The 24,530-nt window shown below is 34.6% G+C and carries 22 protein-coding genes; 16 read left to right on the top strand and 6 right to left on the bottom strand.

Annotated elements, in window-relative coordinates; genetic code table 11:
- Position 1 precedes the first annotated feature (1 nt).
- The 6 genes from Q0951_RS14440 to rlmN all read left to right on the top strand — a co-directional run bounded on the left by Q0951_RS14440 (position 2) and on the right by rlmN (position 8,004).
- Positions 2-1,900 (top strand): DUF3857 domain-containing protein, encoded by a 1,899-nt coding sequence (locus tag Q0951_RS14440; protein ID WP_299338258.1) that lies wholly within the window; start codon positions 2-4, stop codon positions 1,898-1,900.
- A 15-nt stretch (positions 1,901-1,915) separates the two neighbouring features.
- On the top strand, positions 1,916-3,937 hold the full coding sequence (locus Q0951_RS14435) for a DUF3857 domain-containing protein (protein ID WP_299338255.1): 2,022 nt from the start codon (positions 1,916-1,918) through the stop codon (positions 3,935-3,937).
- Positions 3,938-3,939: 2 nt separating this feature from the next.
- Complete coding sequence (locus Q0951_RS14430) at positions 3,940-4,266, top strand: nucleotide pyrophosphohydrolase (RefSeq protein ID WP_299338253.1); 327 nt, start codon at positions 3,940-3,942, stop codon at positions 4,264-4,266.
- Positions 4,267-4,295: 29 nt separating this feature from the next.
- A complete protein-coding gene (locus Q0951_RS14425; RefSeq protein ID WP_299338250.1) occupies positions 4,296-5,522 on the top strand; it encodes a 3-phosphoshikimate 1-carboxyvinyltransferase in 1,227 nt (408 codons plus the stop codon).
- 164 nt (positions 5,523-5,686) lie between these two features.
- Positions 5,687-6,736 carry a tRNA preQ1(34) S-adenosylmethionine ribosyltransferase-isomerase QueA gene (gene queA, locus Q0951_RS14420; RefSeq protein ID WP_299338247.1) on the top strand — a complete coding sequence of 350 codons (1,050 nt, stop codon included), beginning with the start codon at positions 5,687-5,689 and terminating at the stop codon, positions 6,734-6,736.
- Between the two features lie 227 nt (positions 6,737-6,963).
- Positions 6,964-8,004, top strand: coding sequence for a 23S rRNA (adenine(2503)-C(2))-methyltransferase RlmN (rlmN, locus tag Q0951_RS14415; protein ID WP_299338245.1), 1,041 nt, complete (start codon positions 6,964-6,966; stop codon positions 8,002-8,004).
- 53 nt (positions 8,005-8,057) lie between these two features.
- Here the strand turns inward: rlmN and Q0951_RS14410 are convergent, their stop codons facing one another.
- Complete coding sequence (locus Q0951_RS14410) at positions 8,058-9,683, bottom strand: T9SS type A sorting domain-containing protein (RefSeq protein WP_299338242.1); 1,626 nt, start codon at positions 9,681-9,683, stop codon at positions 8,058-8,060.
- 157 nt (positions 9,684-9,840) lie between these two features.
- On the opposite strand from Q0951_RS14410, the gene Q0951_RS14405 reads away from it, so the two are divergent.
- The 4 genes from Q0951_RS14405 (at position 9,841) to Q0951_RS14390 (ending at position 13,405) form a co-directional block, all read left to right on the top strand.
- The gene (locus tag Q0951_RS14405) at positions 9,841-10,818 is read left to right on the top strand and encodes a polyprenyl synthetase family protein (protein ID WP_299338239.1); all 978 of its coding nucleotides are present in this window, start codon (positions 9,841-9,843) and stop codon (positions 10,816-10,818) included.
- 106 nt (positions 10,819-10,924) lie between these two features.
- Positions 10,925-11,491 carry an RNA polymerase sigma factor gene (locus Q0951_RS14400; protein WP_299338237.1) on the top strand — a complete coding sequence of 189 codons (567 nt, stop codon included), beginning with the start codon at positions 10,925-10,927 and terminating at the stop codon, positions 11,489-11,491.
- Entirely contained in the window at positions 11,478-12,293 is an 816-nt protein-coding gene (locus Q0951_RS14395; protein ID WP_299338235.1) for a hypothetical protein, read from the top strand. The genes Q0951_RS14400 and Q0951_RS14395 overlap by 14 nt, the downstream gene beginning before the upstream one ends.
- Before the next feature lie 26 nt (positions 12,294-12,319).
- Positions 12,320-13,405, top strand: a complete 1,086-nt coding sequence (locus Q0951_RS14390; protein ID WP_299338232.1) for a hypothetical protein — start codon at positions 12,320-12,322, stop codon at positions 13,403-13,405.
- 65 nt (positions 13,406-13,470) lie between these two features.
- Here Q0951_RS14390 and Q0951_RS14385 read toward each other — a convergent pair whose 3' ends face one another.
- Complete coding sequence (locus Q0951_RS14385) at positions 13,471-14,751, bottom strand: aryl-sulfate sulfotransferase (RefSeq protein WP_299338229.1); 1,281 nt, start codon at positions 14,749-14,751, stop codon at positions 13,471-13,473.
- 190 nt (positions 14,752-14,941) lie between these two features.
- Between Q0951_RS14385 and dnaG the strand changes: the two genes are divergently transcribed.
- The gene (gene dnaG / locus Q0951_RS14380; protein ID WP_299338227.1) at positions 14,942-16,915 is read left to right on the top strand and encodes a DNA primase; all 1,974 of its coding nucleotides are present in this window, start codon (positions 14,942-14,944) and stop codon (positions 16,913-16,915) included.
- Here the strand turns inward: dnaG and Q0951_RS14375 are convergent.
- Positions 16,912-17,541: a response regulator transcription factor gene (locus Q0951_RS14375; RefSeq protein WP_299338224.1), complete on the bottom strand. Its 630-nt coding sequence runs from the start codon at positions 17,539-17,541 to the stop codon at positions 16,912-16,914. The two genes, dnaG and Q0951_RS14375, sit on opposite strands and share 4 nt — an antisense overlap.
- A 139-nt stretch (positions 17,542-17,680) precedes the next feature.
- The gene (gene nadE / locus Q0951_RS14370; RefSeq protein WP_299338221.1) at positions 17,681-18,469 is read right to left on the bottom strand and encodes an NAD(+) synthase; all 789 of its coding nucleotides are present in this window, start codon (positions 18,467-18,469) and stop codon (positions 17,681-17,683) included.
- A 106-nt stretch (positions 18,470-18,575) separates the two neighbouring features.
- Here nadE and gldB point away from each other — a divergent pair, with 106 nt between their 5' ends.
- The 3 genes from gldB to Q0951_RS14355 all read left to right on the top strand — a co-directional run bounded on the left by gldB (position 18,576) and on the right by Q0951_RS14355 (position 20,629).
- The gene (gene gldB / locus Q0951_RS14365; RefSeq protein WP_299338219.1) at positions 18,576-19,535 is read left to right on the top strand and encodes a gliding motility lipoprotein GldB; all 960 of its coding nucleotides are present in this window, start codon (positions 18,576-18,578) and stop codon (positions 19,533-19,535) included.
- Positions 19,535-19,870 (top strand): gliding motility protein GldC, encoded by a 336-nt coding sequence (gene gldC, locus Q0951_RS14360; protein ID WP_299338216.1) that lies wholly within the window; start codon positions 19,535-19,537, stop codon positions 19,868-19,870. The genes gldB and gldC overlap by 1 nt, the downstream gene beginning before the upstream one ends.
- A gap of 144 nt (positions 19,871-20,014) precedes the next feature.
- A complete protein-coding gene (locus Q0951_RS14355) occupies positions 20,015-20,629 on the top strand; it encodes a DUF4230 domain-containing protein (RefSeq protein WP_299338214.1) in 615 nt (204 codons plus the stop codon).
- Here the strand turns inward: Q0951_RS14355 and Q0951_RS14350 are convergent.
- Both Q0951_RS14350 and Q0951_RS14345 read right to left on the bottom strand, forming a co-directional pair.
- Positions 20,624-20,929: a rhodanese-like domain-containing protein gene (locus Q0951_RS14350; protein WP_299338211.1), complete on the bottom strand. Its 306-nt coding sequence runs from the start codon at positions 20,927-20,929 to the stop codon at positions 20,624-20,626. The two genes, Q0951_RS14355 and Q0951_RS14350, sit on opposite strands and share 6 nt — an antisense overlap.
- Positions 20,930-20,939: 10 nt before the next feature.
- Positions 20,940-22,685 (bottom strand): aromatic amino acid hydroxylase, encoded by a 1,746-nt coding sequence (locus tag Q0951_RS14345; protein WP_299338208.1) that lies wholly within the window; start codon positions 22,683-22,685, stop codon positions 20,940-20,942.
- A 119-nt stretch (positions 22,686-22,804) separates the two neighbouring features.
- On the opposite strand from Q0951_RS14345, the gene Q0951_RS14340 reads away from it, so the two are divergent.
- On the top strand, positions 22,805-23,374 hold the full coding sequence (locus Q0951_RS14340; RefSeq protein WP_299338206.1) for a TetR/AcrR family transcriptional regulator: 570 nt from the start codon (positions 22,805-22,807) through the stop codon (positions 23,372-23,374).
- 69 nt (positions 23,375-23,443) lie between these two features.
- Positions 23,444-24,517 carry a 2Fe-2S iron-sulfur cluster-binding protein gene (locus tag Q0951_RS14335; RefSeq protein ID WP_299338203.1) on the top strand — a complete coding sequence of 358 codons (1,074 nt, stop codon included), beginning with the start codon at positions 23,444-23,446 and terminating at the stop codon, positions 24,515-24,517.
- The last annotated feature ends 13 nt before the right edge of the window (positions 24,518-24,530 follow it).

Below are 24,530 nucleotides of genomic sequence, written 5' to 3'. Positions count from 1 at the left end.
TATGCGTTTCAGAATATTGCTGACATTGTTCTTAATGTCTTTTATTACAATCACTTTTGCTCAGGATCAAACTCTTTTTGACACAAGCACCATTCCTCCAGCATTACTCATCAAATCCAATGCCGTTATTCGATATAATGATACTCAGGTAGAAGTGGATGACTACGATAAATTCACCTTAAAAAAGAAGCGTATTGTTACTATTTTTAACGAAGAAGGTATTTATAAACAAGGAACAGTAGTGCATTATGATGATAATATCAAAATAAAAACACTGGAAGCCAAAATTTACGATAAAAACGGCGATGAACTTAAGAAGTATAAGAAAAATGATTTTGAAGATGAGAGTGCTGTAAGTGGAGGTACGTTGTATTCTGATAGTCGTGTTAAATATTTAGACTATACACCTATTAAATATCCATACACTGTGATGTTTGAAGTTGAAATGGAATATTCTAGTACTGCTTTTTTTCCGGGATGGAGACCCATTGAAGGGTTCTATGTAAGTACTGAAAACTCAGAATATAAGATCATTAATAATTCGGATATTGATATTAAGATCAAAACCACCAATTTTGAAGATTATGATATTGAGATGCATAGTGATTATCATTATTCTGCTAAAAATCTGACGTCTCTAAAACCAGAATCTTATAGTCCGTCATTTCAAAGTTTTGCACCATCTTTAAAGGTAGCTTTGACCGAATTTGATATGGAAGGTGTAAAAGGCGTTAACAATACCTGGGAAGACTTTGGTAAATGGATGTATGATAAGCTACTAACCGGAACCGAAGAGTTGCCAAATCATATAAAGGAAGAAATTATCGAACTCACAAAAAATGCCGATTCTGATATTGAGAAAGCCAAAATTGTTTATCAGTACATGCAAGATAAAACACGTTATATCAGTGTGCAAATTGGTATTGGAGGTTGGAAACCCATGCTGGCAAAAGATGTAGAGCGTTTAGGTTATGCCGATTGTAAAGGGTTGACCAATTATACAAAAGCGTTATTGAAAGAAGTGGGTGTAGATTCACATTATACAGTCATCTATGGTGGAAGAGAATTGACCAGTATTGATAAGGATTTTTCAGCTACTGAAGGTAATCATGTTGTGCTTTGTATTCCTCGGGAGGATGAGAATATCTGGTTAGAATGTACCAGTCAAACTAATCCCTTCGGTTTTATTGCCAGTTTTACAGATGATAGAGATGCCTTGTTGGTTACTCCTGAAGGTGGAAAAATAGTTCATACAACAACGTACAGCACAGAAGACAATCTTCAAACAACAAAAGCAAAAGTTAAGTTGTCTCCAGATGGCGCCATTAAAGGTGATGTGACCATAACCACCAAGGGCTATCAGTATGCGCTTCATGAAGGTATTCAGAATAAACCGCAAAGAGATCAGGAATTACACTTTAAGAATTACTGGGATTACATCAACAACCTTTCTGTTGAGTCTATTAATTTTGATAATGATAAAGACGATGTTGTGTTTACTGAAACAATAACAATGTCATCCTCTAATTTTGCCAATAAAAGTGGTAAGCGATTGTTATTTCAACCTAATGTGTATAACCGAATAAAAAAGATTCCAACACGATATACGAAACGAACTTTAGATTTTGAAATTGAAAGAGGCTACACCGATACCGATGAGTTTATTATAGAGATAGATCCTGCTTTGACTGTTGAGGCTATGCCAAAACCTGTAGAGATCTCTAACAAGTTTGGAGTCTATAAGTTTTCCATAGAAAAACAATCAGATCATACATTAGTCTACAAAAGAACTCAAATCTTAAATAAAGGCTATTATCCAAAAGAAGAATACGACGAGTTTAGAGCATTTATGTCTAAAATTGTTAAACATGATAAAACCAAAATTGTCCTAACCAACTAAATCAACCTAACATTTATGAAATACATTTTCACCACCATTATTTGCTTTGCATTTGTATGGACCACGCCAGCACAAAATTTTAAATTTGGAAAAGTATCTAAAGAGGAATTAAATCAAAAACAACATCCATCAGATTCTACAGCCAGTGCAGCTGTTCTTTATAAAAATGAGAATATTTATTTCTTTTTTACTGGAGATAAAGGTTTTGAACAACATAGAGAAGTTTACAAGCGTATAAAAATATATAACAAGGAAGGGTACGATTGGGCTACACATAAAATTTTACTCTATGAAGCTGGTGCTGGAAGCAAAGAAAAATTGTCTAATCTCAAAGGATATACGTACACTTTAGAGGGAGGAAAAGTTAAAAAAGAAAAATTAAAGAAAGATGGCGTATTTGAAGAAGAAGCCAACGACTTTATAGAAATTAATACAATTACATTACCTAATATTCAGGATGGTTGTATTATCGAGTATAAATATGAAATTGTCTCTCCGTTTTTAGCTATTGATGATATTAATTTTCAATACGCAATACCTATAGATAAGTTTGATTTTAGTGTGTCTACACCAGAATATTACCGTTACAATAAGCAAATTAACCCTAAGGCATTTTATTATCCTAATTTGATCGAATCTACTAAAGCTAATAGTGCTACAATTGCTAATAAAAAAAATTACATCGCCAAAAATACAACTCCTGGTACCACAATATCAACGGGTACTTTTGACTATAAAGAGCAAGTTATTAAAGCAGAAGAGTATAATATTCCTGCACTCAAAGGTGAAGCATTTGCTGGCAATATGGATAATTACAGAGCGAAAATGAGTATGGAACTATCGGCTATTTTGAATAGTTATGGCGCTGTGGAAAAATCGTTTTCAGCAACCTGGGAAAAGGTGTCTAAGTCTATTTATGACGATTCCGATTTTGGAAATCAACTCAACAGGTCTGGATTTTTTAAAGATGAAGTAGCCGCTTTAGCAAGTAAAGCCAATAATGATTTTCAGAAAGCATTCTTACTACAATCTTTTGTGAAGTCGAAAGTAAAATGGAATGGTGTTTATGGGTTTAGAGCACAAAAAGGAACTCGTAAAGCCTATATAGAAGGTGAAGGAAATGTTGCTGATATTAACTTGTTATTAATTGCCATGCTGAGGTCACAAGGGGTTAATGCAAATCCTGTCTTAGTGAGTACCAGAAATAACGGAATTCCATTATATCCAACACGTAAAGGATTTAACTATGTGATTTGTATGGTAGAAAGTCAGGATAGCTACGCCTTGTTAGACGCAACTGATGTGTTTAGCATGGTCAATGTATTGCCAACACGTACGTTGAATTGGCAAGGTCGCGTGATCAAAGATGATGGCACATCTGGATGGATCTCCCTGAGACCAACTGGTAAAGCCAAAGAATCCACGTCACTCAATGTAAAGATCAATAGCGATTTTACTATTGATGGTAAAGTCCGACAAAATATTACCGAACACTTAGCATTATCCTATCGTAATCGTTTTACTGGTGTTAGTGATGATGAGCATATTAAAGCACTCGAAAAGGATAAAGGCGACATTGAGGTGTCTGAGTTGAGCTTTGAAAATGATAAAGACATTACACAACCGGTTAAACTTTCATATAACTATCTGTTGCGTGATGGTGTAGATGAAATAGGCGATAATCTTTATTTTTCACCAATGCTCTTTCTAAGTACAAAAGAAAATCCTTTTAAATTAGAAGAACGACAATATCCTATAGATTTTGCATTTCCGTTTGAGGACAAATACATGATCAATATTATGTTGCCTGAAGGTTATCAGGTGGAATCTCTCCCACAGAGTGAAGTCTTCGAATTTAAAAATAGTGATGCTAAATTCACCTATATCATCAAAGAAAATGGTAAATTTCTACAATTGAATATTATACTTGAAATGAATGCTTCAATTATTAGTTCAGATGATTATTCGGTATTTAAAGATTTTTTTGGAAAGGTAGTTGAAAAGCAAGCAGAGCAGGTAGTACTTAAAAAAGTGTAATCATGGATTTAAAAAATGCACAACGCGACGTTGATACCTGGATAAAGGAGCATGGTGTTAGATATTTTAATGAGCTTACTAATATGGCTCAGCTTACTGAGGAGGTCGGTGAAGTGGCCAGAATTATAGCAAGACGCTATGGCGAACAAAGCGAAAAGGAAAGTGACAAAGATAAAGATCTTGGTGAGGAGCTGGCAGACGTAGTTTTTGTAGTTTTGTGTCTGGCAAATCAAACAGGAATAGATCTGCAAAGTGCTTTCGACAATAAAATGGATAAAAAAACCAAACGAGATCACGACAGGCATCACAATAATGAAAAACTAAAATAATCCATTCCTGCTCAGGCAGGAATTTTTTTATGAGAATCAAGCTTCATAAATCAGACATCAATACACAGTCAAAGATCACAATTACAGGTTCTAAGAGTGAATCTAACAGATTATTATTATTACAGGCCTTATACCCAGAATTAGAGATCGCTAATGTGTCTAACTCCGATGATAGCAAAGTCATGGCAAAAGCACTGTCGTCAACTTCAAACCTTATCGATATACACCATGCAGGAACAGCCATGCGTTTTTTAACAGCGTATTTCGCTATGCAAAATGGAAGAGAGGTCGTGCTCACAGGCTCTGATCGTATGAAAGAACGACCAATAGAGATTCTTGTTGATGCCTTAACACAATTGGGTGCAAACATATCGTATACAGAACAACATGGATGTCCGCCATTACATATAAAAGGCGCTAACCTTGTTAAAGATAAGGTGACTCTAAAAGCCAATGTGAGTAGTCAGTACATTTCAGCATTATTGCTTATCGCATCCCGTTTGGAAAACGGATTAGAACTAAGCTTAGAAGGAAAAATAACATCAGTTCCATATATTAACATGACATTAGATCTGTTACGCCAAGTAGGAATTGAAACAAGATTTAAAGATCAGGTGATCACTGTGCAGCCTAAACATTCAAAGCTATCATCTCGCACTTTGGTTGTGGAGTCAGATTGGTCTTCAGCTTCTTATTTTTATAGTATTATTGCTTTAAGTCCAATTGGTACACAAATCACACTATCCGCTTACAGGAAAACATCTTTGCAAGGTGATTCTGTTCTAGCAGAATTATATCAGGCTTTCGGAGTTCAAACCAGTTTTGAAACGGATAGTATAACACTAAAAAAAATTGAGAGTCATCAATCGCAGCATTTACAATTTCAGCTCAATAATTCACCAGATATTGCACAAACTATTGCGGTTACATGTCTTGGTTTAGGAGTTAACTGTGTATTGGATGGATTACATACCCTGAAAATCAAAGAAACAGACCGATTAGTTGCACTGAAGAACGAATTGGAAAAACTAGGAGCAACAGTTGATATCACTGAAGATAACCTAAAATTACACGCAACTTCTAACATTGAAAATGAGGTCTCAATTGCTACATATAACGATCATAGAATGGCTATGGCTTTCGCACCACTAGCACTTAAAACGACACTTTTTATAGAAGATCATATGGTGGTTTCTAAATCATATCCTACGTTTTGGGAGGATTTAGAATCGATAGGATTTAAGTTTTCTAAATAAATACCGCATTTTACTTGACAACCCCTATGTTGAGATTGTATATTTGCAACTTCTAAAATAAAAATATAGCAGATGAAATGAGTCACAGTATATTTAGATAATAATTTCTAAAATACCAAAAGACGAATTCCATCTGCCAAACTGAGACAAATAAAAACTTACAGATGAAATTATCACACTTCAATTTTGACCTTCCAGAAGAATTATTAGCAGAACGTCCATCAGATATTAGAGACGAATCTCGATTAATGGTTTTGGATCGAAAAAATCAAACAATCGAACACAAATTATTTAAAGATGTCATTGATTATTTTGATGAAGGTGATGTGATGATTTTGAACAATACCAAGGTGTTTCCTGCACGTTTGTATGGGAATAAAGAAAAAACAGGTGCCAGAATTGAAGTATTCTTGTTAAGAGAGTTAAATGAAGAACAACGTCTCTGGGATGTATTAGTAGATCCTGCTCGTAAAATCAGAATTGGAAATAAACTGTATTTCGGCGAAGACGAAACTTTAGTCGCTGAGGTTATCGATAATACAACGTCAAGAGGCAGAACATTACGTTTCCTTTACGACGGATCGTATGGTGAGTTTAGAAGAAAATTAACGGAACTTGGTGAAACGCCATTACCAAAATATATCAAGCGAGATGTAGAGCCAGAGGATGAAGAACGCTACCAAACAATTTTTGCTAAAAACGAAGGAGCAGTTGCTGCGCCTACAGCAGGTTTGCACTTTTCGAAACACTTATTAAAACGATTAGAGATCAAAGGTGTTCATTTGCCAGAAGTTACACTTCACGTTGGTTTAGGAACATTTAACCCAGTTGAGGTTGAAGATTTGTCAAAACATAAAATGGATAGCGAAGAGATCTTTATTACTAAAGAAGCTACCGAAATTATCAATAAAGGAATTGTAGATAAAAAACGTGTGTGTGCTGTTGGGACAACCGCTATGCGAACTATCGAAAGTTCAGTGTCTTCAAATGGAATGCTTAATGAATTCTCAGGATGGACCAATAAATTTATTTTCCCTCCTTACGACTTTAGTATTGCTAACTGTATGATTACAAACTTTCATACACCAAAGTCGACACTATTAATGATGGTTTCTGCATTTGCAGGTCATGAGTTTATGAAAAAGGCTTACGAAGAAGCTGTAAAAGAAAAGTACCGTTTCTACACCTATGGAGATGCGATGCTAATTATCTAAACAAGATAACATAACATGAAGAGCCTCTTTTTTAAGAGGCTTTTTTTATTTGGGCATTCCTCTACTTCGTATAAACTTCGTAGAGTCGTGTTTTACACTATATCTTTTTACAGGTTCTCGATACAATGCTTCCCTTTGGTTGCATCACTCGAACTGACGTAAAAAGGATGCCGTTTCAACCACTAATGCAGATATCGTCATATTATTTATCTATTTTTGCAAAACTTATGAGCACCAAAAAGAAAGACATACGCGCATTAACTAAAGAACAACTAAGAGACTTTTTCGTCAAGGAAGGGGATAAGGCCTTTCGTGGAAATCAAGTCTATGAATGGTTATGGAATAAGGGGGCACACACTTTTGAAGATATGACCAATATTTCAAAAGAAACCCGACAAAAACTTGAAGACAACTTTGTAATCAATCACATCAAAGTTGATCAAATGCAACGTAGCTCTGATGGTACTGTTAAAAATGCTGTTCGCCTTCATGATGGTCTTATTGTAGAATCTGTTCTCATACCAACAAATACTAGAACCACAGCCTGTGTATCTAGTCAGGTTGGTTGTAGTTTAGATTGTAGGTTTTGTGCGACGTCGCGATTAAAGCGTATGCGAAACCTCAATCCTGATGAAATTTTTGATCAGGTCGTAGCCATCGATAATGAGAGTCGCTTATATTTTGACAGACCATTGACTAACATTGTATTTATGGGTATGGGAGAACCACTCATGAATTATAATAATGTACTTAAAGCTATTGATAAAATTACATCTCCTGAAGGTTTGGGCATGTCTCCAAAACGTATTACAGTATCGACTTCAGGTGTGCCTAAAATGATTAAAAAGATGGCTGATGATGAGGTGAAATTCAATCTGGCTGTATCGCTTCATTCAGCAATTAACGAAATACGAACCTCAATAATGCCATTCAATGCTACATTTCCGTTGGAAGATCTTAGAGAAGCATTGGAGTATTGGTACGCAAAAACCAAAAATAGAATTACCTATGAGTATGTGGTTTGGGAAGGTATAAACGACACTAAAAGAGATGTAGATGCGTTGATCAAGTTCTGTAAGTTTGCACCTAGTAAAGTCAATTTAATTGAATATAATCCTATTGATGATGGCGAGTTTCAACAAGCCAGTTCTAAGGCAATAGACATGTATGTTCAAATGTTAGAAGCCAATCATATTACAGTAACTGTTAGACGTTCCAGAGGAAAAGATATTGATGCTGCCTGTGGGCAACTCGCTAATAAAGGCTAAAAAAAAGAGCGACTCATGAGTCGCTCTTTTTGAATATATAAATATATCTGTGTTTATTGTTTAACCATTTTAAAGGTCTTACTGCTTCCGTTAATCGTAACCGTTGCTAAATATACACCATCAGTCAATCTAGACAAGTCAATAACTTCACTAGTTTGTGATAGCACTTGAGCTTTCACTTTTTGACCTAAGATGCTGTAAAGCTCAATACGATCAAAAGGTAAATTAGAGGATTCAATAGTCAACTGATCAGTATCCTTATTGTAAGAATAGTTAAAGTTGTTACTGTCAAATTCACTAACACTTAATGTAGTGTCTAATGACGAATTGAACATCAAAACAAAACCTGTGTTTGCAGCACCAAATGAACGGTATGCAATGTGATAGTCACCATCTGCAAGCGGAGTAAATGTATTTACCTCTGTAATTGCTGTTGGTAATAAATCAGCAAGAGCTGTTTGTCCAGTTACATTAGCTTGAGAGAATAATGTAGCTTCTACAGTAGCAGTAGACGATGGAGCATTTACAATAAATGCTTCTAAGCTACCATCTCCATTAAACATATTAAATGTAGTAGATACTTCATATTGTGTACCACCAGTAAGTGAAAATGCTGGACTAAACATCCAATCATTTTTATCATTTGCTGTTGAGTTACCATTTGTAGCAAATGTTTCGTTTACCATATCACCATCTAAATCGAGATCTTGTTGTGTGATCCATGCTATACTATCAGCATCCACATCTTCAACTGTAAAACACGATTGGAAGGCATTATCATTGTCAAAGTTTTGATCATATGGAATACCAAATGTAGTGCAATCAAAGAGCGTAGTAAAACTAATAGGACCAACCCACTCGCTGTTCCCATTTCCACCACTACAGTTACTTCTAATGTAAAAGTCATAAGTAGTATCAGCAGATAATCCCATAAAGTCATAAGTTGGTGCAGTTAAACCAAATACTGGAGTTCCAGTACCTTGAGTAAATCCTTCAGCACCCCAATCTAATTCCCATGATGTACCTGCGCCATTACCATCTAACCATGACACTTCAAAAGATGTGGTGGTTACTGTACCTGCAGTAAAATCAGTTGGTACTGTACAAGAAGGTCCTTCTTCAACAACAACATCATCAACGGCCCATCCCCAGGCATAATCTCCAACCCATCTAAAACGAACCTGGGCATTTGCTACACCTGCTAGTTCAGTTGATACGTCTATTTGCTCTCCTCCAAAAGAAGAAGCATCTTGATCTGCTCCTGCGTAAGACGCCACTTGTAACCATGTGGTTCCGTTAAAAACTTCAACAAAACCTTGTCCGCCATAACCTGCAGTAAAAAAGTGGTTATAAGATAATCTAACTGCAGTCAATGCAGCACAACTAAACACAGGGCTAGTTAGTGCAACTTCTTCGGCAGTTCCAGGGCCAAAACCATCACTATCCATGACAGCGTAGTTGCCTGATAAATTTCCATCTGTGTAATAAATGGTGTTAGGATCTAGAAAACCAACAGCTTCTCCTGTGTCTTCAATGATCCATACTTCTCCACCACCAGCAATATCATCATTAGACCATGTTGCAGGAATTGTAAGTCCACCTTCAAAATCTTCAGTTAGTACCTGACTAAAAGAAAACGAAATGGATAATAAGAATAACAATAAAGTAATTTTTTTCATAAAGTTCGGATTTTTAATTAATTAACAATTAAATATACAAAAATATATTGTAGCCTTTTTTTTACTCTTAAATTTTAACTAATTATTAAAGGTATTTCAATTCCATAAGCTCTTAATTAGTAATTTTGTAAAAACACGATATTAATAGCTAACATAATTGAAAATTACCGAACAAATAAAGCAGCCTATTGCCTATGAAATGGAACTTTTCGAACAGAAGTTCTTGCTCTCCATGTCCAGTAAGGTCGCTTTATTAAATAGGATTACACACTACATCGTTAACCGAAAAGGGAAACAAATGCGACCAATGTTCGTATTCTTGGTCGCTAAAATGGTGGATAATGGTCAGGTTAGTGAGCGCACATACAGAGGTGCTTCAGTTATTGAGTTGATTCATACAGCTACATTAGTTCATGATGATGTGGTTGATGATAGTAATCGAAGACGAGGCTTCTTTTCCATAAATGCGTTATGGAAAAATAAAATAGCCGTACTCATAGGTGACTATTTACTATCTAAGGGATTACTACTTTCTATAGATAATAATGATTTTGATTTGCTTAAGATCATATCTGTTGCTGTAAGGGAAATGAGCGAAGGCGAACTACTCCAAATCGAAAAAGCCAGACAATTAGATATTACAGAACAAGTGTACTATGATATCATCAGGCAAAAAACAGCAACATTAATAGCTGCATGTTGTAGTCTTGGAGCAGCTTCTGTGAAACCAAATTCACCTGATGTTGAAGCCATGAGAAAGTTTGGTGAACTGATTGGTATGGCGTTCCAGATCAAAGATGATCTCTTTGATTATGGAGAAGAAGCCATAGGTAAACCAACAGGAATAGATATTAAGGAGCAGAAAATGACACTACCTTTGATTCATGTATTGAATAACTGCACTAAAAAAGAAAAATCCTGGTTGATTAATTCAGTAAAAAATCATAATAAAGATAAAAAACGAGTTAAGGAGGTGATTGCTTTTGTAAAAGCCAATAACGGACTGGAGTATGCTGTTCATAAGATGAAAGAATTTCAGGCAGAAGCACTAGAACTCCTAAAAGCTTATCCCGAATCTGAATATAAAACTGCACTTGAACTCATGGTTAATTATGTCATTGACAGAAAAAAATAAATTTTAAAACCTTGTATTTCAAGGCTTTAAAAAATATTTTAATTTCAAGGCAACCTTTTTTATAAAATGTGCGTCTTTATAAATAGAAGACCAAACGAAAGCTATTTTGAAAGTCATTCAACTACATCATCAAAACAATGCAGCGCTTATTAAAAAAGCAGCTAAGGGAAAGCGTGATGCTCAACATACACTGTACGAGATTCATGCGCCAAAAATGCTGAGTGTTTGTAGGTATTATGTGAAAGACATGCAACATGCAGAGTCGGTGATGTTAAACGGATTTTTCAAAGCGTTTACAAATCTTAAGAATTTCAAGAATGAAGGAAGTTTTGAAGGTTGGTTAAGACGAATTATGGTTAGAGAATCTATTTCATTTTTAAGACAACAAAAACATGTAGAATTCTCAGTTGAAGATGAAACTATTCATCAGGAGCAATACAATAATATAGAATCACAAATAGAAGTTGCTCAAATTCAACAAGTCATAGACGAGCTTCCAGAAGGTTACAAAATGGTATTTGTCATGTATGCAATTGAAGGTTACAAGCATAGTGAAATTGCTCAAGTATTGAACATCTCAGAAGGAACTTCAAAATCGCAATTGTTTAAGGCAAGACAAATGCTTCAAAGAAAAATTAAAGACATAAACACAACAAGTTATGGCACCAATTAAATTTGACGAGACAATAAAAGATAAGCTTGAGAAGCGTACATTACAGCCATCGAATGATGCCTGGAATCAGCTTTCAGCAAGACTTGATGCAGAGGATAAAAAGAGTTCAAGAAGTTTGTTCTTCTATATTGGGATAGCAGCGAGTATTGTTGGTGTTTTATTTGTAACTACCTTATTTTTCCAATCTTCAGAAAACCAGTCAGTGTCTCCAACTGTTGTAGATACAGACGTTGAAATGATACCTAAAAACAAGGTGTCTATTCCTGTTGATGATAATACTAAAGTTGCAAACTCAAACGAAAAAGAAATTATTACAAATCAAGAGATGACTGAAAAGAAGTCTCCTGTAACATCATCAATCAAAAACGAACTTCAAGTTGCTACTGTTTCCGAAGAAGAGAAAGTTAAAGATATCAATAAAAATGAAGCTTTACCAGGTTTTGAAACACAGGAATCAGTAGCAACTATAGATCGCCCTAGTATTGAAAAAAAGGAAGTTTCGCCACTTAACACCTTGACCTTTGAACAAGTTAAAGTGAATGAGGTTGTTGCCGAGATAAAGAAATTAGAGGCTGACGGGAATATTGTTACAGATGCTGAGATCGAAGACCTTTTAAAAGCTGCGGAAAAAGATATTTTAAGACAACGTATATATAATGAAACTACACGAACCGTTGATGCAGATGCACTACTTCAAGACGTTGAAGAAGACCTCGAACAATCGTTTAGAACCAAAGTATTTGAAAGCTTAAAATCTAATTTTAAAACAGTGAAAACTGCAGTTGCCGAGCGCAACAATTAAATAATCATCAATTTAAAACAAACATTATGAACACTATTACTAAGTACGTAGTGCTGCTCACCTTATGCTTTATTGTAAGTAATGTGAATGCACAAGAAACAGAAAAAGATTCTACAACAACTACAATTCCATATCGAGAAAATGGATTTAGGATAGATAAGTTGGAGTTGTTAAAGAAGACAATCCAGGAGGAAGAACGGGAATTTCTTAAAAAGGAAGTTGAATTCATCAATCAACGTTTAGACAAAGGTGAAATCACTAAAGAGGAAGCTGAACAACTTAAAAAGGAAGCGGCTCAAAAAAGAGCACTGAACATTGAAAATCGCTTAGCTATTGTCGATAATAAAATAGAATTGCTCAAACGAAATGATGGACTATACGATGAGAATAATGACGAAACTCTGAGTTTTGGTATCAGTTTAGGAGAATTTAATGGGTTTAAAATCAATCGAAACAACAGACCTAGAAAGTATGATAAACGAACTACTAGTGATCTAGTGTTTGCTATCGGATTTAATAATGCCATTGGTGACGGACAAAAGATAGGAGATGAATATTCCTTTTTAGGTTCAGGTTTTGTAGAGTTAGGATGGGCATGGAAAACCAGAGTTTTTGAAGAATCAAATGCTGTTAGATTAAAGTATGGGTTTTCTATTCAGTGGAATAAATTAACTCCAAAAGATGATCGGTATTTTGTTCAAAACGGAAATACAACAACCTTAGAAGCATTTCCAAGCGAATTAAAAGAGTCTGAGTTTAGAGTAACTAACCTTGTGTTTCCAGTTCATTTTGAATTTGGACCATCAAAAAAGGTAGAACGCAAAAATTATTTTAGATATGATACTTCAGATCGTTTTAAAATTGGAATAGGAGGATACGCTGGTTTTAGAATTGGAACACAACAAAAATTGCGTTTCAAGGAAGATGGCGATCGTGTGAAACAAAAAATCAGACGTAATTATAATGTATCTCCATTTGTTTACGGATTAAGTGCTTATGTTGGATATGGTGGAGTAGGAATCTATGCTAAGTACGACTTAAATCCATTATTTGAAGATCAATCATTTGATCAGAATAACCTTTCATTGGGTTTCAGATTTGATTTGGATTAATCAATTAATAAGTTAGTCAACCAAAATTAGAGGGTGAGAATCATAGCTGTTCTTACCCTCTTTGTTTATTCTAAATTGAGATCCAATATCTCCTGGTCATCAAGATTATAATTATAAGCACGCCAGAAGTTTTTTCCTAGTCCGTTATATTTCCAAACCACTTCACTATCTTCTGTAACTTCCCAAAAGCCATAATCGCCTTCTGCAATTAGTGTGTTTCCATTTTTTAATCGAACAGCACCAGAGATTCTTCCATGAAATAGATCAGGATCAGTAAAGCTCCAGACCACATTAGGCTCATTATCAGTATTGGGAGTGAGATTAAAATTTACAGGCATTTCAAGTTCATAAATTACAGACTGCCCTGTATTTCCACCATTCATAAAAACAATAATATGTCCAGCTCCTGGATTATTGTCTTTGATAACATTAGGAAAATGATTGTTATAAAATAATCGGGTACCTTGTGTGTTCTTATAGGCTGTTGGATTTCCAAATCGGTAGAGTAGATCGCCACCTTTGTTGTAATTTCCACCAGAATTAGTGGCTGCTTCGGCAGTTGTTGTGCTATGGTCGATGACCCATACTTCGCTGTAATAGTTAACGCTTAAATAAATAATATCGTTGTCAGCATCGTAATCGATACTATTGGCATGCATTATGTCTCCATTATCAATAACATCATAATTGATGTCTATGCGTTGCGGGTTTTCACTAACATTACCAAAATTAAGAGCAGTATCATTCGAGTCTTGAATGATATGTTCAAAACTTCGCCATTGCCAAACAATCTCATTAGTTTGTGGATTAATTTCAATAAGTATTTCAGGATAAATAGGATTTACTGTTTCAACACCATGAGATTGAGCTTCCATAGTCTCTATTTTTTCCCAGGCGATAAATAACACATTTCCGTTAGGTAATAGTTCGGCATCATGGTGAGCAATATAGTCTTCAGAAGCGTATTCAAACTCCCAATCTACAGAGCCATCGTCATTAATAATCATTAGTTTTCCACCATAACCTCCAAAAAAGAAGTCGGGATCCTCGACTTTAAAAATACCCAGAAGTTTTCCGTTAGGTAATAATTCCAGATCGTTGCCAAGATTATCTGCAAATTCCCACTCTTTGATTTTATGTCCAGCTTTGTCCAGTAAATAAGACGCTGTGCCTCCATTTTCAATAGCAAATGTGTAGCTGTTATCTATAAGATTACCGTTATAAATCTCAACATTCTCTGTGAGTTGAGGATCTGGTGGATCTATTGTTCCTATATCGTCATCATTTTTGCAGTTGAATGATAAGATTGATACACAGATCAATATGGTGTACGTTATAAACTTCATGAGCGTAATTTTATGGTGAAAATAATGAATTTATTAGCACAATGAAAGTATGTATATAAAACTTGAGTCATTTTTGTAGGATTCATTATTTTACAAGAATTAGAATCTGAATAGGCTATTTTGATTCGCCTTACAGGTGTTTTTTATGATTTAATTTGTTTATTTTTATCGTCTTTAAAATGTATTAATTTTGATATCAAAATCCACCATAGAACAAGTATTTGAAACTGCTCGAGTAGAGGAGGTTATTGGTGATTTTGTACAATTAAAGAAGGCTGGAAGTAATTTCAAAGGATTGAGTCCGTTTAGTGATGAGCGCTCTCCAAGTTTTATGGTGTCTCCGGTAAAACAGATCTGGAAAGATTTTTCCAGTGGAAAAGGAGGAAATGCTGTTACTTTTTTAATGGAGCACGAACACTTTACCTACCCAGAAGCTATTAAGTATCTCGCTAAAAAATACAATATTGAAATAGAAGAGACCGAACAAACCGATGAGCAAAAGCAGGAGGCTAATGAACGCGAGAGTCTGTATTTGGTGAACGAGTTTGCTAAAGAATATTTTGAGCGTATTATGTTCAAAACAGATCAAGGGCAAGCTATTGGTTTGAGCTATTTCAAAGAACGTGGATTTACCAATGAAACGATCAAGCAATTTAATTTAGGATACTGTCTTGATGAATGGCAAGCTTTTACAGACGAGGCCTTAAAGAAAGGATATCAACTAGAGTTTTTAGAAAAAACTGGACTTACCATAGTTAAGCCTGATAAAAAGTTTGATCGTTTTAAAGGGCGTGTTATGTTTCCTATACATAGTATGAGTGGTCGCGTACTAGGATTTGGTGGACGAATTTTAACTTCAGATAAAAAAGCAGCTAAGTATTTAAATTCTCCAGAGAGTGAAGTATATCATAAGAGTAAAATTCTTTATGGGATCTATCATGCTAAACAGTCTATTGCCAAGGAGGATAATTGTTATTTAGTTGAAGGGTATACTGATGTGATTCAGTTTTATCAAACAGGGATTAAGAATGTTGTAGCATCTTCAGGAACAGCCTTAACTCCAGAACAGATCAGACTTGTTAATCGTTTGACCAATAATATCACAGTGCTTTTTGATGGAGATGCTGCTGGAATTCGAGCATCACTTCGTGGTATAGATTTGATTCTCGAACAAGGGATGAATGTAAAGGTGTGTGGTTTTCCGGAAGGAGAAGATCCCGATAGTTTTGCTAAGCAAAATACCTTAGAAGAGTTAACCTCATATCTCAACGATAATTCTAAAGATTTTATCCAGTTTAAAGCATCTCTTTTGATCAAAGAAGCTAATAATGATCCTATAAAAAAGGCTGAAACCATAAGAGATATCGTTAATAGTATTTCTAAAATTCCCGATCAGATTAAAAAAGAGATCTACATACAAGAATGTTCACGTATTATGGATATAAGTGAAGATGTCTTGTTTACAACCTTGGCTCAGATTAATAAGAAAGATGCTCAGGAGGCTAATAAAACATATAAAGCACAGCAAAAGCAAAAGGCATTTGATGTGGTTAAGTCTGAAACTAAAGCGCCCAAAATTGACCTTCAATATGAGCTAGAGCGAAAGATTATAGAGATACTTTTACTTTACGGAACAGAGACTGAAGATTTTGAAGATTTGGTATTGAAGGAAACAGAAGATGGAGAATTACAGTTAGAGCCTGTGATTCATAGTGCTAAAGTTTTTGAAAAAATATATCTGGACTTGCAGGAGGATGAAATGCAGTTTACAAATCCTAATTTCAAATTGTTGTACTATTCTATCATAGACACTCTTCATCAGGAACCAGAGTTTTCTACACGAAATTTTGTAAATCAATTGGATCAGGAATTGGCTAGTGATGTTACAACGATTTTAATGAATGATGAGCGTTACAGATTACACGACTGGGAACGCAATAATATCATTCCCAAGGAGAAAAAACATACCATTGCTCAATTAGTTACACAAACTATTTTGACCTTAAGATGTTTCTTGATTGATAAAAAAGTTGCTGAATACCAAAATGATACTTTATCAGAAGACTCTAACTCACGAAGTATTCTTGAGGATGTAAAAGATTACGTAGGCCTAAAAATGCTACTCTCAAGAAAACTGGGTAAAGTTGTTGGAGGTAAAGTCTAAGTTAGATCTAACTGCTTACCTTGATTCACAAGATCAATAAGATTACTTACATTTAACTTTTTGAACAAACGAGCTTTATAAGTGCTTACGGTTTTTTCGTTTATGTTTAGCTCTTTAGCTATTTCCTTGTTTTTCTTACCAGAGGATAACAGTTTTAGTACTTCAACTTCTCTAGTGGATAATCGTTTATAGATTCTGCTTTTAGATTTCCTAGTATCGTTATAGTTAAGATGTTTTGACATCTTATCACTTAAATGAATCTCACCTTGATGAGCTAATTTGATAGCTTTAATAATGACATCTGTTGGTTCTGATTTTGAAACATAGCCTGAAGCTCCAGCTTTAATAGTGCTTATCGCATAAATCTCCTCAGGATGATAGCTAAACATGATAATATTAATATGTCCATGTTCTTTTTTAATTGCTCTAAGTGCAGTAATTCCGTTTAATTCTGGGAGTTCAATTTCTGAAACTATGACATCGACTTCATGTCGTCTTACAAATTCAAAAATATCCACACCACTTGCTACAGTACCCACAACTTTAATTTCGTCATGATTTTCAAACAATAGTCTAAAGCCTGTAGTTACGATAGGATGGTTGTCAACGACTAATACCTTGATCATAATACATAAATTAATTGGTTAGTTAGTTAGTATAGAGTGCCAGAACCTATTAAAACAAGTTCAAGAATGTGGAGATTTGCACCATAAAATTAGTAAAAAAATGATTATAATCGGTCGTTTTTAATAATAAATTCAATGATTATTTTAATTCTTTAGGAATTTCGCAAATTGGAATTGGAATCATTTTATGGGTATTTGAGCGATTATATCTCATAAATATTTGAAACACTTGCTTTTGGCGTCCTTCAAAGTCATTCTCAGTTTTGCCCTCATCCTTCATTTGCATAGCCCATTCTAATTCAGGGTAAGTGGCTCCAATTTGATCTTCATCGCTTCTAGCGTCTCCAAAAAGGCCATCACTAGGCGCTGCATTCATTATTGAATCGGGTACGTTTAGATAGGCTCCTATCTGATAGACTTCAGATTTAAGTAAATCGGCTATTGGACTCAAGTCAACTCCGCCATCACCATATTTAGTGTAAAATCCTACGCCAAAATCTTCAACCTTATTTCCGGTACCAGCAACTAATAGTCCTAAAAGTCCGGCATGATAGTATAGAGTGGTCATTCTTAATCTAGCACGTGTATTAGCTAAAGCCATATCTACAGTAGCCTGTTTGCCATCAAGTGAGACTTCAGTTTTAAACTCTTCAAATACTGGAGTAAGATCTACACGTGTGTCTCTTACATTAGAAAAACGTTGTTTTAGTTGCGTAATGTGTTCTTGTGCTCTGCTTACATGGCTTGCAGCTTGATGGATAGGCATTTCAATACAAAGCAGCTCTAAACCTGTTTTTGCACATAATGTTGAAGTTACAGCAGAATCTATTCCGCCTGAAATTCCAATAACAAAACCTTTAACACCAGCGTTTGTAGCATAATCTTTAAGCCAGTTTACAATATAATCAACAACTTTTTCTGTTTGCATTTTAGTAAGTTTTTTTTATCTAATAATAGTACCTTTGCAAAACAAAAATAACGTAATAGCGTTAGTAATAAAAATTTACTAAGATTTAGTTTTTGTATAACAGCTTATGAAACAAATAGCATTATTTGGTCTTATTCTATTGACCCTTTTTGGATGTAAAGATGATAACGCCATTGAAACTGAAATTTCAAAAATTGAAACTAATTTTATTGTAGAACGTTTTGATCGTGCTTTTGCTAATTCTACACCAGATGGTTTAGCAGACTTGAAACAAACATTTCCCTTTTTATTCTCAAATAAAATTCCTGATTCAATTTGGGTAACTAGAATGAAAGATTCAAATCAAGTTTTACTTAATAAAGCTACTCATGAGACGTTTGGAGACTTTAAGTTAGTTACCAATGATATTGAAGGTTTATTTCAGCATCTAAAATATTATGATAAAACCTTTAACGAACCAAGAGTTATTACACTTACTGATTTTGTGAATTACAGAAATAAAATAGCAGTAACAGATAGCATTGTTTTAATTGGTATTGATAATTATTTAGGAACAGATCATGAGTTGTATGGTAACATGCAAAGGTATTTAGCTAATAATATGAAATCGTCTCAAATTGTAGTCGATTTAGCAGCTGAATACAGTAAACGTCAAATATTCCAATCACAAAGAAAGACTTTACTCGATGAGATGATCTACTTCGGAAAACAGCTCTATTTCAAAGACAAGATGATTCCGTTTAAAACAGATGCAGAGAAAATTGGGTATACACCAGAACAGTTAGAATTTGCTAAAGTTAATGAAGACATGATCTGGACGCACTTTGTTAAAGAAGAAATGCTATATGATACCGATAGTAGTTTACCTGGACGATTTATTGCAGATGCACCTTTCTCTAAATTTTATTTAGAATTAGACAGAGAAACTCCAGGTCGTCTTGGTCAGTATATAGGATGGCAAATCGTAAGAGCTTACATGAACAAAAATGATGTGACTTTAAAAGAAATGTTGCAAACTGAGGCAGTAGATATATTTAATAAATCAAATTATAAACCACAAAAATAATGGCAAATAACCATACATCTAAAATAGAACTTAGCGTTGAACTTGACGAAAATAGAGTGCCAGAAAAACTCAATTGGACAGCAGAAGATGGCGGCATTACTAATGAAGAAGCTAAAGCAATGATGTTAGCGGTTTGGGATGCTAAAGCAAAAGAAACTTTACGAATTGACTTGTGGACAAAAGACATGCCTGTTGATGAAATGAAACAGTTTTTTCATCAAACTTTAGTAGAAATGAGTAATACGTTTTACAGGGCTACTCAGGATGAGAAAATGACAGCAACTATGAAAGATTTCTGTGATTATTTTGCTGAAAAGTTAGAGCTTAAAAAATAGAATTTCTTATAAATCATTTAAAGATAAGTTAATACAAAAATACATCTCAAGATGTATTTTTGTAATGCTATTAATCAATAATAAAAACATTAGTTAGGCTTCAACCGTCGGAGAAAACTAATGTTTTTTTGTGTAAATTAGCATATGCGGAAAATACTATTCGGAGTTGTTATCACATTAATCGTGCTCTTCACGTTTAAGTATTGTGGTGATAAACGTGAAGACCAAATGGTGCTTAAAGAACATACAGCACTAATTAAAGAACAGGTGAAAAATGTAGGTAAGCTTGTGGTTACCGAAGGACATTTCAGTGAAGTCTTTACCTATAAAAATTCTAAAGCTGTTTTTGCCGATCTTCTAGAAGCTAAAAAGCAAGCTATAGTAATTGTTAATGCTGATGTGACCATTGGCTATGACCTTAGTCTGATAGAATATGAAATTGACGAACTAACCAAAACCTTACGTATTATCAGCATACCTGAAGAGGAAATAAAAATAAGTCCTGATTTTGAATATTATGATATTCAAGCTGATTTTTTTAATCAGTTTGAAGCTAAAGATTACAATAAGATAAAAGAGATTGTAAACAAATCTCTAATGAAAAAAATTGAAGCGTCAGATTTAAAGTCGAATGCACAAAACCGATTAATAAGCGAATTGGCTAAGTTCTATATTTTAACTAATTCCCTAGGATGGACACTTGAATACAATCAAAACCCTGTAAAATCTTCAGAAGAGTTATTAGAATTAAAGCTATAGCTTTTTCTTAACATCCAACCATCCACCACCATTGATAGCGTCAATGTTTTTTAAATTCAAGAATTTGGCTGCTTTAGCTGATCTAACACCACTTGCACAACAAGCAATTACGGGTTTGCCCAACTTCTGGATGTCTTCTACGCGATTATTTAACTCATTTAATGGAATATGAATGGAATTTTCAATATGTCCATTGTCCCTTTCGCGTTGTGTCCTTACATCTAATATCACAGCACCTCTATCAAGATATTGTGATACCTGACGTTTTTTTATTCCGAAAATAAAGTCTAATAATCCCATAATGTATAGTCTATTTATTTATTAATTCTAGTCCGTTATCAATCAAGTGGGCTATTTTAGGTTGTTTAATTTTTAGGCCTTTCAAATGATTTAAAATCGCCTCACCTAATGTTTTGTCGGAATAGGTAGTCAATTCATACAACTCCAAAGGCAAAAGCCAATCGTCGTTGTGTTCTGTTTTCAAAACATCAAAAATGGCTTCTATCTGTTCAGTACCGTTTGAAGATTCTCGTATAGTTCTTACTCTTTTATAAAGCAACTCCAATTTTTGTGTTTTGCTACTTTTGTCCTGTACAACCGTTTTGGTATCTGATACATGATACAAATTATCAAATGATCTGTAATCGGCAGCACCAGCAAAAGCAGAAACAATTGAAGAGCCTACTGCTAATTTAAAAGTGCCGTCTTCAGGAGAGAATAGTATTTTGTCTTTGTATGCCACAGTGCAATCTTCAAATTCTATGAGGATTAATTTCCCAAACACATTTCTAATACCTGTTACGTTTAAACCTTCAATGGTAATTCCGCTTTCGTATTCTATGGCTATGCGCTTTCCGTCGTAAAAATTATAAGCTTTCAGGTCTCTGGGTTGCATGTCTTCAATAGCTAAGCTAATGCCTTTTAGTTTTCCAATGGGAGAGCTAAAACCATTCGGATTAGCATCTTGGCCATGACCAATCAGCTCTTTTTCTCTATTGGCTAAAGCAGTTGGTCCTTTGGTTTTAAAGAAAACAACATTATTGTCTTCATCTGTGATCATTTCAGTAAATACACCAGAAATTTGTAAACCTGTATTAAGTTCAATACTTCCAATTTTTTGCGAATCTATAAGTTTTTGTAATCCTCTAAATCCACCTTTTCTCAATGCCATAGTTCCAGAAAATTCCTCAAGAACTTCCATTAAATAGGCAAAATCGGGAGTTACAAATAGTTGTGGCTGAGGTTTTGTGATATCAAACTCTATTTCTGCAGCGTCAATACTATAAAGTCGTTTTTCAACATTATGAGTCATACACCATTTACTTTCACCAATGGATGATAATAGTCCTGCTCCATATATTTTTGGGTCTTCAACAGTTCCAATGAGTCCGTATTCTACAGTCCACCAGTGTAAATTTCTAATTTTAGCAATTTCAGAAAGTGGTACTTTTTTATTCTGAAGTTCGTTTACTAGAGCTTCTGCTTTTTCAATAGCTTCAGGCGTAGAATCGGCAGCTTCTTTTAAAATTGATAATGACCTAACAGCTTCATACATATCATTGTCATGAGATGAGAGGATCGCCTTAGCACCAATCTCACCAAAACGTCTTAGGTATTCGGCATAATCGGGGTTTGCAATAATTGGTGCGTGACCTGCAGCTTCATGAATAATATCCGGAGCAGGTGTGTATTCAATATTTTCAAGTTGTCTTATTTCCGAAGCAATGACTAAAACTTTATAGGCTTGAAATTCCATAAACGCATTGGGAGGTATAAATCCGTCAACTGCAACAGCAGCCCAGCCAATGTCTTTTAAAATGCGATTCATTCCATACATGCTTGGAATACTATCAATAGAAATGCCAGTCATATCTAAGCCTTTCAAATACGAATGATGTGCTACTTTACTCAAATAGGATACATTTTTTCGCATCACATAACGCCAAACAGCCTGATTGATTGGTGAATAATCGTCATAGTTTTGAGGTTTGATAAATTGCTTCAAATGAGGAGGTAATCTATCAATTAAAGGATTGGTTTCTATTTTAGTGGTCATAGAATATTGAGATGGTATTAGCGTTAAAACCTTACAAAGTTATGAATTAAAAATGGCCTTGTTACAGTTCAAATGTTTCATCTCTTTATAGTTTAAATCGAATATGTATCTTAGTCCCAATGAAACCAGAAACCCGGAAGGACGAAATTATAAATACTGCAGCTAAACTTTTTAAAGAAAAGGGATATAGTGCTGTAACCATGCGAGATTTGGCTACTGCTATGGGAATGAAAGCAGCGAGTCTTTATAATCACATCAATTCCAAGCAAGATCTGTTAAAAGCGATTATTATTTCTATAGCTGAGGAGTTTACCAACGGAATGACTACCATTATTAATTCTGAAATGTCTAATATTTCAAAATTGAAACGTGTGGTTACTTTACATGTTGATATAACAGCCAACAATACTAATGGTATGGCATCATTAAATAATGACTGGATGCATCTTGAAGACCAATTAGAGTATTATCTGCAATTGCGAGATGACTATGAAAATAACTTCTTGCAGATTATTAAAGAGGGAATCTTAGCTTCAGAAATAAAACAAAGTAATCCTGAAGTGATTATGTTTTCTATGCTCTCAACATTGCGTTCTCTGTACCTGTGGATACCAAAAAAAGAAGACCTTAACGCAAACGATTTAGCTCAGAGCCTGAGCGAAGTTCTCATTGACGGAATTAACACTTAGTTAAGAATTAAATTTTGTATATTTGTTGACCAAACTAACAAGCGTTAGTTTAATTATTATTGCACACTTATGGCTCAATTTCATAAATTAAAAATTCAGGATATATACAAAGAAACAAATGATTGTTCGGTAGTCACATTTGATGTTCCAAAAGAACTTCATAGTGAGTTTGAGTTTAGACAAGGACAACATTTGACGCTCAAAGCTGATATCAATGGTGAAGATGTGCGCCGATCTTATTCGTTGTGTTCAAGCCCTATAGATCGTCAGTGGAAAGTTGCTGTAAAGCAAATTCCTGGTGGTAAGTTTTCAACCTTTATTAATGAAAGTTTGAAAACTGGAGACGTCATAGAAGTCATGCCTCCAAGTGGTGCTTTTGGTGTGTCAATAGCTCCAGACAAAGCAAAAAACTATTTGTTTTTTGCCGCAGGAAGTGGTATCACACCTGTACTATCCATGATAAAAACACATCTTAAATCTGAATCCAACGCAACTTGTAAGTTGTTTTATGTAAATAAAACAGCAAAATCTATTATCTTTAAAGAAGAACTAGAGCAATTAAGAAATGCATTTTTTGGTAGACTTGAAATCTATTATTTTCTTACCAAGGAACGTAGAGATATTGAGTTGTTCAACGGAAGATTCGATGATGAAAAAATGAATGTATTAACCAAAACATTTATTGATATTCCTGATACTAACGAAGTATTTCTGTGCGGACCAGAGCAAATGGTTAACTATGTAAGTGAGTATCTTGTTCAGGCTGGATTACCAAAAGAACTTGTGCATTACGAGTTGTTTGTCTCTGGGCTTTCTGAAGAAGATATTAAAAGAGCTGAACGCCTTGCTCAGCAAAATGTAGAAGGTACAGAAGTAGTCATTGTTGATGGTGGAAAAGAGTTTTTATTCACTATGACTAAAGACTATGACAACATTCTAGATGCAGCATTGAACGCTGGAGCCGATTTGCCTTTTGCCTGTAAAGGTGGTGTATGTAGTACTTGTAAATGTCAGGTAAAAGAAGGTGAAGTGGAGATGAAGATTAATTATGCACTTGAAGACAAAGAGGTTCAACAGAACTATGTGTTGAGCTGCCAAGCAGTTCCAACAACAGATAAAGTAGTTGTTGATTTCGATGTTTAATACTATTTGAAGA

Source organism: uncultured Psychroserpens sp. (assembly GCF_947501425.1).
Taxonomy (GTDB): Bacteria; Bacteroidota; Bacteroidia; order Flavobacteriales; family Flavobacteriaceae; genus Psychroserpens.
This window is presented reverse-complemented; position numbering and strand designations above follow the sequence as displayed.

Coding starts and splice junctions, on each gene's coding strand:
- Q0951_RS14410 (WP_299338242.1), bottom strand. CDS start 9,683: ATGAAAAAAATTACTTTATTGTTATTCTTATTATCCATTTCGTTTTCT.
- Q0951_RS14340 (WP_299338206.1), top strand. CDS start 22,805: ATGAAACCAGAAACCCGGAAGGACGAAATTATAAATACTGCAGCTAAA.
- Q0951_RS14430 (WP_299338253.1), top strand. CDS start 3,940: ATGGATTTAAAAAATGCACAACGCGACGTTGATACCTGGATAAAGGAG.
- Q0951_RS14385 (WP_299338229.1), bottom strand. CDS start 14,751: ATGAAGTTTATAACGTACACCATATTGATCTGTGTATCAATCTTATCA.
- Q0951_RS14355 (WP_299338214.1), top strand. CDS start 20,015: ATGCGGAAAATACTATTCGGAGTTGTTATCACATTAATCGTGCTCTTC.
- gldB (WP_299338219.1), top strand. CDS start 18,576: ATGAAACAAATAGCATTATTTGGTCTTATTCTATTGACCCTTTTTGGA.
- Q0951_RS14350 (WP_299338211.1), bottom strand. CDS start 20,929: ATGGGATTATTAGACTTTATTTTCGGAATAAAAAAACGTCAGGTATCA.
- Q0951_RS14335 (WP_299338203.1), top strand. CDS start 23,444: ATGGCTCAATTTCATAAATTAAAAATTCAGGATATATACAAAGAAACA.
- Q0951_RS14390 (WP_299338232.1), top strand. CDS start 12,320: ATGAACACTATTACTAAGTACGTAGTGCTGCTCACCTTATGCTTTATT.
- rlmN (WP_299338245.1), top strand. CDS start 6,964: ATGAGCACCAAAAAGAAAGACATACGCGCATTAACTAAAGAACAACTA.
- gldC (WP_299338216.1), top strand. CDS start 19,535: ATGGCAAATAACCATACATCTAAAATAGAACTTAGCGTTGAACTTGAC.
- Q0951_RS14435 (WP_299338255.1), top strand. CDS start 1,916: ATGAAATACATTTTCACCACCATTATTTGCTTTGCATTTGTATGGACC.
- Q0951_RS14425 (WP_299338250.1), top strand. CDS start 4,296: ATGAGAATCAAGCTTCATAAATCAGACATCAATACACAGTCAAAGATC.
- Q0951_RS14440 (WP_299338258.1), top strand. CDS start 2: ATGCGTTTCAGAATATTGCTGACATTGTTCTTAATGTCTTTTATTACA.
- Q0951_RS14395 (WP_299338235.1), top strand. CDS start 11,478: ATGGCACCAATTAAATTTGACGAGACAATAAAAGATAAGCTTGAGAAG.
- nadE (WP_299338221.1), bottom strand. CDS start 18,469: ATGCAAACAGAAAAAGTTGTTGATTATATTGTAAACTGGCTTAAAGAT.
- Q0951_RS14375 (WP_299338224.1), bottom strand. CDS start 17,541: ATGATCAAGGTATTAGTCGTTGACAACCATCCTATCGTAACTACAGGC.
- queA (WP_299338247.1), top strand. CDS start 5,687: ATGAAATTATCACACTTCAATTTTGACCTTCCAGAAGAATTATTAGCA.
- Q0951_RS14345 (WP_299338208.1), bottom strand. CDS start 22,685: ATGACCACTAAAATAGAAACCAATCCTTTAATTGATAGATTACCTCCT.